The following is a 15649-nucleotide window of genomic DNA, read 5'->3' as shown; positions in this document are numbered from 1 at the left end:
GATTGAGTTATAACCCATCCACTTTGCAATCCACTCAATACAACGCTACCTGCTGAAGAACAAGTAACATTTGTTATGGTGCCAACTGTAGGGGTAGAAGGTAGAGGGTTTACAGTAATGGTTACATTTTGAGTAGCATTACAATTTCCATTCCCAATAGTCATTGTACCAGAGTAAGTTCCGGGATTAACATTAGCAGGTATGATTATGTTGATGTTTCCTGATCCTGAATTAAAAGCTTGTGTTGTGTTCGCTTGATCTGTTAATCCTGCACTATTTGCTACTGTATTCCAATCAATACTGTAGCTATTAGGACTTCCAGTTGTTGCTGTATAAGCCAACGTGGTAGCGGTGGTTGCACTAGCATTAAAACAAACAGCTGTAATTGTTCCAGATGTTGTAATTGTTGGTACTGCATTAACAATAACAGAAAAAGTATCTCCTACACTTTGACAACCATTAGCGTTTTTAACTGTAATGGTTCCTGTATAAGTTCCTGCAGCAGTTCCTGCAGGAACCGCAATAGAGATTGGAGTAGTTATTGGGGCATCAGTAACTGGCACGAAACTATTAGTTGGAGAAGCATTCCAAACAATACTATATGTCGTTGGTGTACCAGTAGCAGTATAGCTTAAGGAAGTAGTAGTGGTACCTTGACAAATACTAGTGGCTGATAACGCAGCATTTATACTAGGATTAGCAGTAACAATGCTTTGAACAGTAGAATTACCACTAACTTGATTGCTACACCCATTAAAGGACCTAACTCTATAATAATAAGTAGTACCTACCGCCAAACCTGCAACATTAAAGGAGGTAACTAAACCAACAGGCAAATCTTGAAATCCAGAAACAAAACTAGTAAAATTGCTTACTGTAGAAACATCCAATCTATAAGTAGTCGCTGTAGCTACCGAACTCCAATTGGCAGTAAAACTAGTACAGCTAACATTTGTCCCTGCTAAAGAAGTTGGTGCTGGTGGCGTTGCATTTGCTCCAGTTGTTATACTGATAACATTACTATCCCAAGTACAAGCAGAGGCATATGCCGCTGTAGCTGAAACCACCCTTTTATAATATCTAGTAACAGCTCCAGTTGTGGTTATTGCTGCTGGTGTATAATCCTCTGCTGTACCACTAGTTCCAGTTGTTACATTTGACCAAGGACCTGATGCACTTGTTGCCGTTTGCCATTGATATTTAATAGTTGGATTTATTGTTGACCCATTGTAAGTATAGGATGAACCATTTATAACTCCTGGTGTAACCCCACTACAAACCGTAGAAGGAGTGGGAGCTGTAATCGAATTGGACGATGAAACAAAAGGAGTAATACTAAAACTAACCACATTTTGCCCTCCATTTTCATAATAATCAAGAATAAAATCAGTATCTCCATCTAGATAAACTAAAATACTTTGATAATTCGTTGGTGATTGTTCTTCCCATTCATCAAAAACCAAAACGTTGTCTACATACAATCTCACACCATCGTCTCCTTGAATGTTGACAATATAACACCCTGCAGCTCTTGTAGATTTCATTCGATAGCGCACAGCAAATTGTTCTGGATAAATTGTTGCTCTTTGTGTTCCGTTTGAAAAAACATTAAAACATCCTGTATCACCATTAAAGTTAAAATTTGTGGGTATTGTTTCTGTTCCTACATCATAATAACCTGCATATTGTGAAGCACTGAATGGGTTCGTTGTAGGCGGAGTTGCTGGTGATGGAGAACCACCACCTGGAGGAGCTGTCCCAGTCCAATTATAAATATGTCCTCGCCAAGTATTTGTGCCAAATGATGTTTGATCGTCTTGGGTGTTCCCGATAGCATTTAAAGTCAAAGTTATTGCTCCCCCTGACAAACCATTAGGACCATTTTCATTTGATAAAACTACTTTTACTTGACCAGAATATGTTGCTATCCAATTATTAATTGATGCACCAGTTGCACCCGTTGAAGTAATAGGTGTTGCTAATTGATTATTAGACATATCTAACAAAGTCAATCTCTCATCATAAGCAGTGAATGCGTTACCAACAGAAAAAGAATAAGTGTAACCTTTTATAATATTAACAGTAGCGAATTGACCTGATAAAGCAACAGATGAGTTTTGTGTATTTGTATTATCAATACAAAATTGATAGGTTCCTACGGACGTTGTTGGAGTTAATGATAATGGGACAACGGTTCCATTAAAAGTAAAATCATCAATTCCATATCTTCTAGTTGCTGAAGAAGCTCCCCAAGCATATAATCTAAAAGTTACAGCACTAGTTAAATTTTGAAATGCCGCACCAGACAAATTTACTGTACTGGCATTAGTTAATCCTGTCCCTATATTGGCTGTAAAACCATCTAAACTTGATCTCAATACATAATTTGTTGGTCCAGTTCCTCCCCCAGCAGTAGTACCTACGTAAACAAAATTTGACAAATTAATCTTGTAACCTGAATTTGGCGTTATAGTAAATTGAAAGTAGTCATTTGTATTAATGCTTCCAGAATCCCAACCTATTGCATCATATCGATCATTAGCATTGTTTCCATTTATTCCACTTCCTCTTCCTATTCCACTAACAGTAATGTTGGGGTCAACTGTTTGCCCTGTTGTATATGGATTAGAAGTATTAGGATTTGTTCCAGTTATAGGATTTGTCCAAATACTAGTCTGCCCAAACCCCAATTGTACCATCAATAACACTGCAAAAAGTAAAATTCTTTTCATAAAAAAATGTTTAGAAATTTTAAAAACTAAACTTGAAAAACATGTCACCAAAGTAAGCATTATTTTCCCAGTCTAGTTCTCCACAAAAGTAACCAATATTGACTAAAACACAAGTAAAAGCTTCATTTATAGCGCTTAGAAATTCATTTTTGCAAAAAGCTACTCCTATCCTAAATTATCCAAGATAGTTATGTGCGTATAAATCGCTATTTTTGTGAGCAAAAGACTTACAAACTCAAGAATAACAAAATGGCAGCACTCACCCTTCTACAAGCCCAACACAAAATAGAACAGTATTGCGCCTATCAAGAACGCTGTCACGAAGAAGTGTTGACCAAATTGAGAAGTATGCACTTAGCATCCCACGAAATCGACCAACTTATTGTGCATCTTATCGAACACAACTTCTTGAATGAAGCTCGTTTCGCTTGTAGTTTTGCTCGTGGCAAACACCGCATCAAACATTGGGGAAAAATCCGCATTACCAACGAACTCAAAATGCGCCACATCAACAACACCTTGATTACACTTGCTCTAAAAGAAATCTCAGCCGAGGAATATTTGGAAACTTTTAATGCTTTAGCCGAAAGGAACTGGCAATCCGTTTCAGAAAAAAATGCGCTTAAAAAAAGGAAGAAGTTTTGTGACTATATGATTCGCCGTGGTTTTGAGAGTAACTTAATTTATGAGAAAGTAAAGGAATTGGAGCTTAGGAACGAGGATGACACGGATTTTTTATAGTGACTAAAATTAACCGCAAGGACGCAAAGGCGCAAAGTTCAAAAGCATTCCTTTGTGTAGCTTCGTGACTTCTAGGTATTTCTTTGTGGTGAAATTTTAACCGCAAAGTTTTAAATAATTAACTCTTTAAAATCTGTGGAATCTGCGTGCAAAATTTAACCGTTAAGTTCACAAGAAAAAAACATATAAGTCACCCAAGTTTTTCTGAATAGCTGTGTATTTTGAAGCATATAAGACAAATAAGGGCATATAAGTTTTGGTTGAGCGTTACAACAATTGGAACATTTTTGCTTTGTGCGGCTTCGTGACTTCTTCGTGTTTCTTTGTGGTGAAAAGATTTAACCGCAAGGCTCGCAAAGATTTACGCAAAGGGCGCAAAACTTTAAACAATTAACCATTAACCGATTAAACCCTTTTTAAAATCCGTGGAATTTGTGTCTAAAATTTAACCGATTAAACAGTTAACCAAATTTTACAAACTCAACAACACCGAAACAGCATTACCTCCAAAACCAACGGCGTTTACTAAAACTTTTTTGATATCCTTTTTAGAGTTTTGAACTATGAAAGGGTTACTATCGCTAACAAAAGGCACTCCAATAAACTGATTATGTTGCAGCATCAAAAGGGCCATTTCGACACTTAAGATTCCTGAGGCACCAAACGTGTGGCCAATTTTCCATTTATTGGTAGTGAGTAATGGCAAATTATTTCCGAAAACTCTTTCAATGGCACGATATTCTGTCAAATCACCTTTGATGGTACCTGGCGCGTGCATTACAATAGCATCTACTTCAGATAAAGGCGTATTTTGCAAAGCCATTGTCATCGATTTTTGAAAACAAATAGCTTCTGCCGAGATTGAAATGTTATGCTCCAAAATTTCTGTGGCGTAGCCGATGCCATCAATAAAAGCCAAGGCATTTTCTTTTTGTCCTACTTCTAAACAACATACTGCCGCACCTTCACCCAAAACCATTGTATTTTGCTTCTTATATAAATCCAAAGCACGGTTGGGCCATTCGACAGGCTCATGATGACCCTCTTTATTTTGAGTATAAATCTTCAAAGCGCGCATTTGGCCTATCGTAAAATCTGTCAAGGGCGCTTCACTACCTCCTACCAAAAATTGATTCGCCATTCCTGCTCGCAACCAAGCGACTCCGTTGAGCAAAGCATGCAAAGCAGTAGAACAAGTAATGGAATGTGAAATTTCGGGACCGGTAGTTTGCAAATCATGCGCCACCCAAGACGAAATATTCCCCAAAGTAGTCGTTGGTGAGGCTAAAGTTTGCGCTTTGCCCGTGGTTAAATATTCCTGAAAATGTTTTTCGAACAAATCGGTGGCACCTCTTGAAGAGCCAATGTTGATACCAAAACTCCCTCCTTTTTCCCAACCTGCCTGCGTCATCGCTTTTCTTGCCGCCACCATAGCATACAACACCGATTTATCCAATGATTTGTACTTTATATCCGTTTGCTGTAACGCCAAAACTTCCTGTTGTGAAGCAGCATCCAAAGCAGCTACCCAAGTCTTTTGATGGTCTAAAAACTGCTCCGAAAAACAAGTTTTAGTATGTTGATAATTTTCCCAAATGGTCTTCGGGTTATTGCCCAATGGGGAAATGGAGGACAGGGCGGTTATAGAGATAATTTGTGACAAAATAGACGATTGTAATTTAACCGCAAAGGTCGCAAAGAATTACAGAAAGTCCACAAAATAATTAAAAATCTATACAAATTGATTTTAACTATACGCATAAATGTAACACTGATGACGCAGATTTTTAATATAAAACACAGATTGAACAAATTTGCACAGATTGAAATTGAAAGACAATCGGTGTGTATTTTATCCATTGGTTTCTGTGGCTCTTAAAAAAATGGAACACGGATGACACAGATAAAACGGATGAACGCGGATTTTTTTCTTTGTAATTGGAACAAACACAAATTTTCCACAAAGCGCAACACTTTGCGAACCTTGCGATTTTCCTTTGCGTGCCTTGCGGTTAAAATGAATAACCTGATGGAAACTCGGATGACGCAGATTTAATTATACCAAAATAAAAATCTGTGGAATCAGTGTCTTTTTCACCTCGAAGACTCTACAGTTTTAATTTGTGTCAATTCGTGAAATTCGTGTTTAAAAACTATACTATTTCCAAAGCACTTTCGACTACTTCATACACTTTTTGCAACTGCGCATCGGTAATAACATAAGGCGGTAAGATGTAAACTATATTCCCAACTGGACGAATAATTACTCCATTTTCAATAAAAAAATCGTAAAGCTTATTACGCAAAGAACCATAATAACTCGCTGCGCCATCAGTTTTGATTTCCAAAGCGAAAATTACCCCAAAAACTCGTGTAGTGGTCACTTTTGGATGGGTTGCAATATGCTTTTGAAAGTCTAAATGGCGTTGATGAATGCGTTGAATGTTGGACTGCATCGTTTCGGTTTGCAACAATTCGATACTCGCTAGAGCAGCAGCGCAACCTGTTGGATTCGCCGTAAACGTATGCCCGTGAAACAAAGCTTTATTGATATCATCATCATAAAAAGCATCGAAAATGGCTGTTGTGAAAGTCGTAATCGCCATAGGAATAGTGCCACCAGTCAAGGCTTTAGACAAACACATCATATCGGGCAACGCTTTCAAATAATCGCAGGCAAAGTTTTTTCCGGTTTTCCCAAAACCAGTCATCACTTCATCGGCTATGGTCAATACTTGGTTTTCTCTACAAATTTGAAGCAAGTTATCCAAAGCTTCGGGTGCATACATCACCATTCCTGCTGCACCTTGTATTAAAGGTTCAAAAATAAAAGCCGCGCAATTTTTATCGACAATTGCTTTTTGAAGAGCTGCTATACTTTCCGCTTCTTTTCCTTGCACTGGAACGGGAATCCGAACCACATCAATCATCATTCCTTGAAAGGCTTCGGTAAAGAAAGAAATCCCACTTGCCGCCATAGCCGCAAAGGTGTCGCCGTGAAAAGCATCTTCAAAAGCAATAATGGTTGTTTTTGAAATCCCTTGGTTAAAGTTATACTGCAAAGCCACTTTTATCGCTATTTCGACAGCGGTAGAACCATTGTCCGAAAAAAAGAGTTTTTGCTGATTGCTAGGTAAAATCTCAATCAATTTCTCGGATAAAACAACAGCGGGTTCGTGCGTAAAACCTCCAAAAAGCACGTGCTCTAAAGTGGTGAGTTGTTTATAAATCGCATCTGCAATAAAGCGATTCGAGTGGCCATACGGATTGACCCACCAAGAAGCAATGGCATCAATATATTCTTTTCCACTTTCGTCCCATAACAACGCCGCTTCGCCACGGACAATTCCGACTGGTAAAGCCGCTGTTTTATGTTGGGTGTATGGGTGCCAAAGGTGTTTCTGGTCTCTTTCTGTAAGCTTCATTGCTTCGGAAGAAGGAATATTTGCTGTATTCATAATTATAAACTCAATAGTTGCTCACGAAACAAATCGGCATATTCAGCAATTACATTCGTATCAAAATAGGGTTCTTGGTCAATTCTACCAATGCATTTTACGCCTGTTTTGCTTAAAATAATCGATTCGGTTGCTTGATTTTCATCTCCAGAAAAAACAATTCCTGCCACCGTAATGTTTCGATTTTGTAAGGCCTCAATAGTCAAGAGTGTATGATTGATACTACCCAAATAATGACGAGAAACTACAATCACTTTGTAATCGGGTTGAATCAAATCGGCAATGGTATCAGTTGTATTTAGAGGAACTAAAATTCCGCCAGCGCCTTCAATTACCAAATGGTTTTCGGTTACCGGCTCTTTAATCTGAGTGATATCAATGTTGATTCCATCTATTTCAGCTGCATAATGCGGGCTTGCGGGTGTATGCAAAGCATAACTATTGGGATGAAAAACAGTCTTTGGATTGCACACGTAGGCCTTAACTTTATGACTATCGGAATTATCTAAATCTCCTGCCTGAATGGGTTTCCAATAATCGGCTTCTAAAGCTTGAGTAATGATAGCAGCTGCAACGGTTTTACCAACATCAGTACCTATTCCTGTAATAAATAATTTCATATTTTTAATTGCCACGGATAAAACGGATGGAACGGATTATCGCTGATTTTTTAAATTAACTTTTCTATCGTTTGTATATATAACACGTTTAAATTCTGGTTCTTCGCCGAAATTCAGCAACAATCCAACTTCTATTTCAGTTGCTTTTAAATAGTTTATTATTTGAGCCATATGAACATCCATCAACATTTCAATTGCTTTTAATTCTACTATTACTTTATCTTCAATCAATAAATCTGCAAAATATTCGCCAACAAGTTGCTTTTTGAAGTATACTTTAATTTGTTTTTGGGCTTCTACTTTAAAGCCTTTGTCTTTTAATTCAAAATACATCGCATTTTGATATACTTTTTCAAGGAATCCAGAGCCAAGTTCATTATAGACTTCATAAAAAACTTTTAAAATTGCTTCGGTAATACCTTTGTGTAATAATCCCGCCATAAACATAATTTACATCTGAAATTCATTGAATTTGTGACAAAAATAAACCACAAAACTTTATGTTTTTTATTTTTTTAAAACCATAAGCTATTATCTTTTCAATTTATGGTAAACTTCCTGAAATTCAACCACAAAATATAAAAGTAATTTTCAGTGCTAATCAGTAAAATCCGTTGAATCCGTGGCAAGAAAACTGTGCTTTAAGTTCGCAAAGAATTTACAAAATCTACTATGGTTGCAACACAAAAAAAGCAACCCGAAAGTTGCTTTACTATTTATTCTTCTTTTAACTCGTCTAAAACGGTTCGGATTTCTTTAGCGTATTTGCCGTAAAAAAAGTGTACCCACCATTCTAAAGCCACGCCCATAAACAACATACTAAACACAACCGAAACAAACAACGCTATACTATTACTACTATCCGCAAATAATGACGCGCCATTAGGCAATGTAAAATATAAAACCCCAACCAAAAACAAAACAATAAAAGGTGTTAAGGCGAACCCAAAGGTCTTGTAGAGTTCCATATTCAAACGAATATCAAAATAAGTTTCGTATAAATTGTCTTTGGTATTCAAAGCTGTTTTGTTTAATCGTTTATAAAAAATAAACAACTTAATTAGATAATAAGCACTAACTGCCACAAACAAACTAAACAACAAATAAAAGGGCGTGATGGCTTGCTCTGGAAATCCATTTAAATAAGGCGCAAATCCTATAAGAACAATTGATCCTATTTGGTAAATAAATTCATTTTTTAAATTTTTCTTGATCTTGTCTAGTGGTGTATTGGCTTGTTGTACTTTCTCTAATTGAGTGGGAACAACCACATTTTTGGTGTTTTCGTTGTTCCAAGCTGATTGTATATCGTTAAAATCCATATCCTTGATTTTTTATAATTTCTTTTAATTTTTCTTTGGCTCTATTTAATTTGACTCTAGCATTTCCTTCTGAAATCCCTAGGTTTTCCCCAATTTCTTTATGAGAAAATCCCTCAAGTTGGTAAAAAATAATCGCTTTGTCTATCTTATCTAATTTTTGAACGGCTCTATAAAAGTGTTCCAATTGCCGCTCTTTAATATCGGCATCTCCTTCTTCGTCGGGAATATTTGTAGATGACAATTCATATTTGTCTACTTTCTTTTTTTCTTTTTTCAGAAAAACAATAGCAGTATTGATGGCTACACGATACATCCAAGTAGAAAACTGACTTTCTCCTTTAAAACTATCATTCGCTTTCCATAATTGGCATATGATTTCTTGAAACAAATCTTCTTGGTCGTCTCGGTTGTCCATATACATTTTGGAAACCTTGTACAAGATGCCTTTATGCTGCTCGATTCGGGATAAAAATTCTTGCTCTTTTGTCTTCAAAGTCAAATTAGTTGGTTATGGGTTGTACCTTATATCCTGCTTTTTGCAATAATTGAATCACTCCTTTTTCTCCACCTAAATGCGCTGCACCTACCGCAAAGAATACACTTTCATTTTTCATCATAGCTGGCATATCTTTAACCCAATTACTATTGCGGTTATCTAACATTACAGGTTTACTTTTCTCATCCATAAATTTAGGGTCATTAACCATTTCATAAATGGCCTTTACATCTTCACTTTTATAGGTTTGAGTTAATAAATCGAAATACTTTTTATCATAATTACTCAACTGCTCTACCAAAACTGGTGGTGAAAAAGTAGCATCCATTGCAGCAAACTGCACTGCCGCTTTCTCTAAACCTAGAACCTCCATCTTTCTTTTTTGAGCCATTTGAAAAAACTCCAATTCATACATTTTAGGATTGCAATGTAATGCTTTAAACATAACCATACTCATCAAAGTGCTTAAACTTGTATGCTCAAATTGATTCGCTCCTGCTCCAACCCTTTCTTTCAAAAGAACGTCTAATTTTTTATAATCTGCAGGAGACAGAAGAGTGCTCAAAGCTACTTTGCTTACACTCATTTCTTGCATCGCTTTTAGTTCTGATGGGTCGTCATAGTCAATTTCTAAGGCTAATTTCGATGAGGCATCAAAGGCTTTTTTTACTTTTTCTTTGATGACAAAATCACTTTCACACATCATGTGTAAGGTTCCGTACAGATAAGAAGGACGTGCTAATCCGTTTCCTGAAATTTCCCATAATAAAGAATTTTCGTTTGCCTTTTTGGTTTGAGCTTGTGTTGAAAAACTAAAGCTTGTTACCGCTACTAAACCTAAAATAAGTGTTTTAATTGTTTTCATGATTGTTGATTTTTTTGATTGATGAATGATTAATGATGATTTGATTAATGGATTTGATTGATGATTGTTTAGCCTTCTATTTATTCTTTGTTTGCGAATAACCAGCTAACAAACAGCAAGCAGTGATTAGTAATAAACCGTTTTCTGGTTTCTCGAATACAAACTCTTTTACTAGACTATAACCTAAGCTAATTCCAGCTAAAAAAAGCAATACGTAAAGGACTGGGTTTTGGGATTGTGTTCTTACATTTTTCATGGTTTTTAATTTTTTGGGTTAATGATTGATGATTAAAACGATAGCTAAATTATTTGATTTCGACTCGTAAGTAATCAACAACTAAAAACGTTACAAACTTTTTTTATTTTTTTCAAAAAACCCAGAAAACACAAGACTTATGAAGTGTAGTTTTTTTTATTCAAACACGAATTACACTAATTAACACGAATATGCAGCTAACTTAACCGCAAGGCTCGCAAACAAAAAACTTACAAGACCTTATATGTCTTATATGGTTAAGAAATATCCGTAAGGGTTTATGATTTGTGGTTCATCCAAAATGACTTAAATAAAATTCAATTTAAAAAAAACAAGCAAATAAATTCTTTGGTTTCAATAAAGCTGTGTCATCAAAACAGTCTCTTTTCGGAAAAATTAGTGAAATTCGTATTTACTTTTAATCAATCGAAAACACACAAAATTCGATTAGAGTTATTTTTATTAGAGACAAGAAGATAAAGTATACAATACTTCCGAAATTTGAGCTTCGGTATTGTAGCTGTGTAAACAAAAACGCAAGCGTTCTTGCCCCGCGGGAACCGTGGGGGAAAGTATAGGTTTTATATCAAATCCCTTTTCTTGAAGTTGTTTTGCAATGGCTTTTACAGTAGCATTTCCTGGAATTATAGCTGACTGTATAGCCGATTTACTTCGAACGAAAAGCGGTTTTAAACTGAAGCGGTTTTTTTCTTGATTAAAAAAATTAATTCGCTCTTTCAATTCACCAATTACTGCTACTTTAGCATCCAACTCCTTATAAGCATTAAGAATTGTGGCAACGGAATGTGGAGAAAGTCCTGTCGTGTATATAAAACTTCGGGCAAAATTGACCAAATAACTACTCAATGCTTCTGAGCCAAGAATAACAGCACCATGACAACCTAAGCCTTTTCCAAAAGTAACAATCCGAGCAAAAAAATGCTCTTGTAAACCCAAAAATTGCACCAATCCTTCTCCTTTTTCACCAAAAACCCCCAAAGCGTGAGCTTCATCAATAACCAAATAGCAATTATGTTTTGTGGTTACTTGAACCAGTTCTCCTAAATTCGGACAGTCTCCATCCATAGAAAAAACACTTTCCGTAACTACATAAATGGTAGTGGAATGCTGATTTTCCGAAGACTTAAACTTTACAATTAGTCGTTCCAAATCTTCAAAATCGTTATGCTTGAATTTATAAGCTTTGGCATTAGATAATTGAATCCCATCTCTGATGGATGCATGACACAATTCATCATACAAAATAAAATCGCCTTTTTGAGGTACAGCACTAAAAAAACCAACATTGGCATCATAGCCCGAATTAAAAAGTAGAGCCGATGGTGACTCATGATAAGCAGCAATAAAAGCTTCTGTTAAAGGATATAGTGAATGATTTCCTGAAAGCAATCGCGAACCTGTAGCACCATTAACCAAAAATCCTTCTTGCAACAAATACTCATGTGTAGCATTAAATAATTCCACATTTTTCGAAAAACCAAGATAATCATTAGAAGCAAAATCAATCAAATGATTGGACAATGGTAATTGCCTAAGTGCATTATCCTGAGCTCTAATGGCTAACTTTTGTACAAGAGACGGTGGTAGTGCTTTCATAGAAAACAAAAATAAGCACTTTTTTGGAATGATTTTCAAAACCAAAATTTAACTAAAATCAATTTTTTACCAAAAAAATAATTAAATTCATTTTTATTTGTAAATAAAATTTTAGTATTTATTTTTTATTTGTTAAATTATTCTTAAATAACTTAAAAAATCTGTTAACAAGTCATTTAGTTTTTTACTTTCGAAACATGATGAAACGAATAGCATCTTTATTCCTAATCGCCACCCTATTCTACAATGTATTAGGGTATTACTTACTGTTCCATCAACAAGAAGAACAAAATTGGGTTGAGACTATGAAGGAAAAGACTACTTCCGAGTACAAAGTACTTCAATTAAACGCCTCGATTTATACTTTTACAGAAGATACTGATTTTGAATATGTAAACGAAAATGTTGAAATAAATAACAAATTTTATCATGTCTTCAAAAAGCGCATTCAAAATAACATCTTGTATTTATATTATTTACCAAATTCTCATCAAGATCAAATAAGTTCGGCCTTGACCAAAATTGTAGACCAACAATTATTTGATCACTCACCTTCAAAAGAGTCTCCTACCAAAAAACTCTTCAAAACTTTCCTTACAGACTATGTAGTTACTAAACCTATAATAGTTCAAACCCCTTGTTTTCAATTTTTAAATACTTGTGCGCATCCACAAACACATAATTCCAAACTCCTTTGTGGTCACTATAATGTGCCTTTTTCACCTCCTGATTTCGTTTAGTTTTCTTTTTCAATAATTCAAAACTCTTTGTATTTAGAGCATCCTATGTATGTACACATTGATATGAATTTTGAAGAATCCTACTGACTACTTTTTCCAAAAAACTAAACAATTTCTAAACCCTAGATTATTAGATTAAATCAGATTTAGATGTATTTATTACATCAAAATTGAGTTATTCTAGCAATACTAAAAAAGCATTTTTGACATTTTTGATGTCAATTATTGCCAACATTTTTATTACTCACATGAAAAAAATATACTGTTCATTACTATTCTTGACCTCTTTAATAACATACTCTCAAACCGAAATCGATGGGATTATGATGAGTAAAAATAACTTTTGCACTGGAGCAATATACCAATATAGCAGTTGGGACAACTACTGGGAAGGCGACTTCAAAAGAACCAATCTAAATCTTGGAACTGTAAGTACAAAATCACTGGCAGTTATGGGCAATTATGGAATTTCAGATAAATTAAATCTATTATTTAGTTTGCCCTATGTAAAAACAAATGCTTCTGCCGGTACCATGAAAGGTCAAAAAGGAATACAAGACCTTTCCTTAACTTTGAAATACATGCCAATTGAAAAAACAATTGGAAAAAACACCTATTCCCTTTATTTAATTGGAAGTTATGCTACTCCACTATCCAATTATGCCATCGATTATCTACCTCTCAGCTTGGGCCTTGGAAGCAAAACAGGTACATTCCGCATTATGGGAGATTTCCAAAGAGGTAATTTTTTCAGCACCCTTTCAGGAGCTTACATAAAAAGAGCAAACGTTACCATTGAAAGAAATTCTTACTTAACCAACAACGAAATTCACTATACCAATGAAGTAAATATGCCAGACGCGATTTCAGTTAATTTTAGAACTGGCTATCGCTCTAATCGATTAATAGCCGAATTTATAATTGATAATTGGGTTACTCAAAAAGGAGGTTTTGACATTACCAAAAACAATATGCCTTTCCCAAGCAACACGATGAATGCTATACGTTATGGCATAAATACAAAATACACTTTAAAAAGCATCCCCGAGCTTGCCATAATTGGCGGGTACAACTATGTGGCTGAGGGTAAAAATGTCGGACAATCCAAAACCATTTACGGAGGCTTATTTTATATTATCAATTTTGAAAAAAAATCTACCAAAAATGAAAACTAAACCATACCAATCACTTATAAACAGCCTTATTATTTTACTCTCTTTATTTATTTATTCTTGTAGTGAAGAAGTTACAGAACGCAATAATAATTTTCAGGCTTTAAACCCAACCAATAACGATGCTAATGGCGGAACTTGGAAACCAATTTTACTAACAACACCCGATGAATTTCCAATCGATGTTCCTGTAGCAACAAATACAGCTGCTTATACTCGTGAAATTAACGAAATCAAAAGTTATCAAGCCAATATTACCGAAGAGCAAAAAAAAATCATCGCCTACTGGAGCGTAGGCGGGGTTTTACGCTGGAATGAAATAATGCGCACCTTAGTTGCTAGACACAATCGTCCGCCTTATCAAAACGAAGACGGTACATATCCCGCACCTTCTGCCGCCAATCCATTTGCATATCCTGAATTTCCCTTTTCAAATCCACCTTATGCAGCAAGAGCCTATGCGTATGTAAGCGCCGCACAATATGACGCATTAATCGCCGCTTGGCATTACAAAAAATTACACAATAGAGCCGCTCCCTATACTGTAGATGCGACTTTACAAGTATTAGTCCCAAAAAGTACTTTGCCCGCCTACCCTTCAGAAGACGGAGTACTGTCTGGAGTGACTGTAGAATTACTAAAATTACTTTTCCCAACTGAAATCGCTTATATTCAAGAAAAAGCAGATGAAGAAAAACTATACCGAATCATTAGCGGTGCCAACGTTCGTAGTGATGTAGAAGCCGGAATTGCACTAGGAAGAAAAATTGCTGCTAAATTCATAACTAGAGCCGCTGGAGATGGAGCAGGAGCCGCAATAGGAACACCAGCTATATGGGCTCAATTAGAGTCCGATGCTATAGCAAAAGGAGAAACACCGTGGATTTCACTTGACGCACCAAAACGCCCACCAATGCTACCATTATTTGGGAAAGTAAAATCATTTTTAATGACTCCTGCTGATGTTGTGGCAAGTCGACCTGTACCGCCCCCATCCACAAAATCAGAGGCTTTTGCAAAAGAACTAGCAGAAATAAAAAAATTTAGCACTAGTAGCACAAAAGAACAACAACGAATTGTAACATTTTGGGCAGATGGCGTTGGCACTTATACGCCTCCCGGACATTGGAATGCTATTGCAACAGAACATTTTGTACAACAGAATTATAGTGAAATCCGCTGGGCAAGAAATATGGCTTTACTTAATCTTGCCATGATGGATGCTGCTATAAGTTGCTGGGATGCCAAGTACTTCTATTTTAACCCAAGACCTTCACAAATGGACCCATCCATAAAAACAACAACAGGAGTGCCAAATTTTCCAGCATATGTTTCTGGTCATTCTACCTTTAGCGCAGCGGCAGCAACAGTATTGTCACATATCTTACCTGAATCAAAAGAAAAATTCAATGCCTTCGCCAAAGAGGCGTCCAATTCAAGACTATATGGAGCCATCCACTATAGAAGCGATTGCGAAAAAGGATTACTGCTAGGTGAAACTGTTGGTGCATTCGCAGTTTCAAGAGCCAAAACAGATGGCGCTGAATAAAGCACTAAAATAAAAAATTGGTAATTTAACAATTGGTTATTGCTTTTATTATCAACCAACCTAACAGGATTGAGCCCCTGT

Annotated in this window: 14 protein-coding genes; 4 read left to right on the top strand and 10 right to left on the bottom strand. The window is 35.9% G+C overall.

Annotated features, from left to right (window positions below):
• Positions 1-2732 (bottom strand): beta strand repeat-containing protein (locus ACZ1AQ_RS14275; RefSeq protein ID WP_489633536.1); only part of this gene is annotated, 2732 nt, incomplete at its 3' end.
• A 249-nt stretch (positions 2733-2981) separates the two neighbouring features.
• Between ACZ1AQ_RS14275 and ACZ1AQ_RS14270 the strand changes: the two genes are divergently transcribed.
• Positions 2982-3473, top strand: a complete 492-nt coding sequence (locus tag ACZ1AQ_RS14270; RefSeq protein WP_489633535.1) for a regulatory protein RecX — start codon at positions 2982-2984, stop codon at positions 3471-3473.
• A 472-nt stretch (positions 3474-3945) separates the two neighbouring features.
• On the opposite strand, the gene ACZ1AQ_RS14265 is transcribed toward ACZ1AQ_RS14270, so the two are convergent.
• The 9 genes from ACZ1AQ_RS14265 to ACZ1AQ_RS14225 all read right to left on the bottom strand — a co-directional run bounded on the left by ACZ1AQ_RS14265 (position 3946) and on the right by ACZ1AQ_RS14225 (position 12107).
• Positions 3946-5136, bottom strand: a complete 1191-nt coding sequence (locus ACZ1AQ_RS14265) for a beta-ketoacyl synthase N-terminal-like domain-containing protein (RefSeq protein ID WP_489633534.1) — start codon at positions 5134-5136, stop codon at positions 3946-3948.
• Positions 5137-5626: 490 nt separating this feature from the next.
• A complete protein-coding gene (bioA, locus tag ACZ1AQ_RS14260) occupies positions 5627-6898 on the bottom strand; it encodes an adenosylmethionine--8-amino-7-oxononanoate transaminase (RefSeq protein ID WP_489633538.1) in 1272 nt (423 codons plus the stop codon).
• A 35-nt stretch (positions 6899-6933) separates the two neighbouring features.
• Positions 6934-7551: a dethiobiotin synthase gene (gene bioD / locus ACZ1AQ_RS14255; protein ID WP_489633533.1), complete on the bottom strand. Its 618-nt coding sequence runs from the start codon at positions 7549-7551 to the stop codon at positions 6934-6936.
• Between the two features lie 36 nt (positions 7552-7587).
• Positions 7588-7992, bottom strand: a complete 405-nt coding sequence (locus tag ACZ1AQ_RS14250) for a GxxExxY protein (RefSeq protein ID WP_489633532.1) — start codon at positions 7990-7992, stop codon at positions 7588-7590.
• Between the two features lie 275 nt (positions 7993-8267).
• Positions 8268-8873, bottom strand: coding sequence for a hypothetical protein (locus ACZ1AQ_RS14245; RefSeq protein ID WP_489633531.1), 606 nt, complete (start codon positions 8871-8873; stop codon positions 8268-8270).
• Positions 8863-9366: an RNA polymerase sigma factor gene (locus ACZ1AQ_RS14240; protein ID WP_024979839.1), complete on the bottom strand. Its 504-nt coding sequence runs from the start codon at positions 9364-9366 to the stop codon at positions 8863-8865. Before ACZ1AQ_RS14240 ends, ACZ1AQ_RS14245 begins: the two co-directional genes overlap by 11 nt.
• A gap of 7 nt (positions 9367-9373) precedes the next feature.
• On the bottom strand, positions 9374-10234 hold the full coding sequence (locus ACZ1AQ_RS14235; protein ID WP_489633530.1) for a TraB/GumN family protein: 861 nt from the start codon (positions 10232-10234) through the stop codon (positions 9374-9376).
• Between the two features lie 76 nt (positions 10235-10310).
• Positions 10311-10490, bottom strand: a complete 180-nt coding sequence (locus ACZ1AQ_RS14230; RefSeq protein ID WP_489633529.1) for a hypothetical protein — start codon at positions 10488-10490, stop codon at positions 10311-10313.
• A 462-nt stretch (positions 10491-10952) separates the two neighbouring features.
• Entirely contained in the window at positions 10953-12107 is a 1155-nt protein-coding gene (locus ACZ1AQ_RS14225; RefSeq protein WP_489633528.1) for an aminotransferase class I/II-fold pyridoxal phosphate-dependent enzyme, read from the bottom strand.
• 197 nt (positions 12108-12304) lie between these two features.
• Between ACZ1AQ_RS14225 and ACZ1AQ_RS14220 the strand changes: the two genes are divergently transcribed.
• From ACZ1AQ_RS14220 to ACZ1AQ_RS14210, 3 genes are all read left to right on the top strand, one after another.
• A complete protein-coding gene (locus ACZ1AQ_RS14220; protein WP_489633527.1) occupies positions 12305-12847 on the top strand; it encodes a hypothetical protein in 543 nt (180 codons plus the stop codon).
• A 248-nt stretch (positions 12848-13095) separates the two neighbouring features.
• Complete coding sequence (locus ACZ1AQ_RS14215; protein WP_489633526.1) at positions 13096-14022, top strand: hypothetical protein; 927 nt, start codon at positions 13096-13098, stop codon at positions 14020-14022.
• The gene (locus tag ACZ1AQ_RS14210) at positions 14012-15568 is read left to right on the top strand and encodes a vanadium-dependent haloperoxidase (protein ID WP_489633525.1); all 1557 of its coding nucleotides are present in this window, start codon (positions 14012-14014) and stop codon (positions 15566-15568) included. The genes ACZ1AQ_RS14215 and ACZ1AQ_RS14210 overlap by 11 nt, the downstream gene beginning before the upstream one ends.
• The last annotated feature ends 81 nt before the right edge of the window (positions 15569-15649 follow it).

Source organism: Flavobacterium sp. UM26 (genome assembly GCF_057922445.1).
This window is presented reverse-complemented; position numbering and strand designations above follow the sequence as displayed.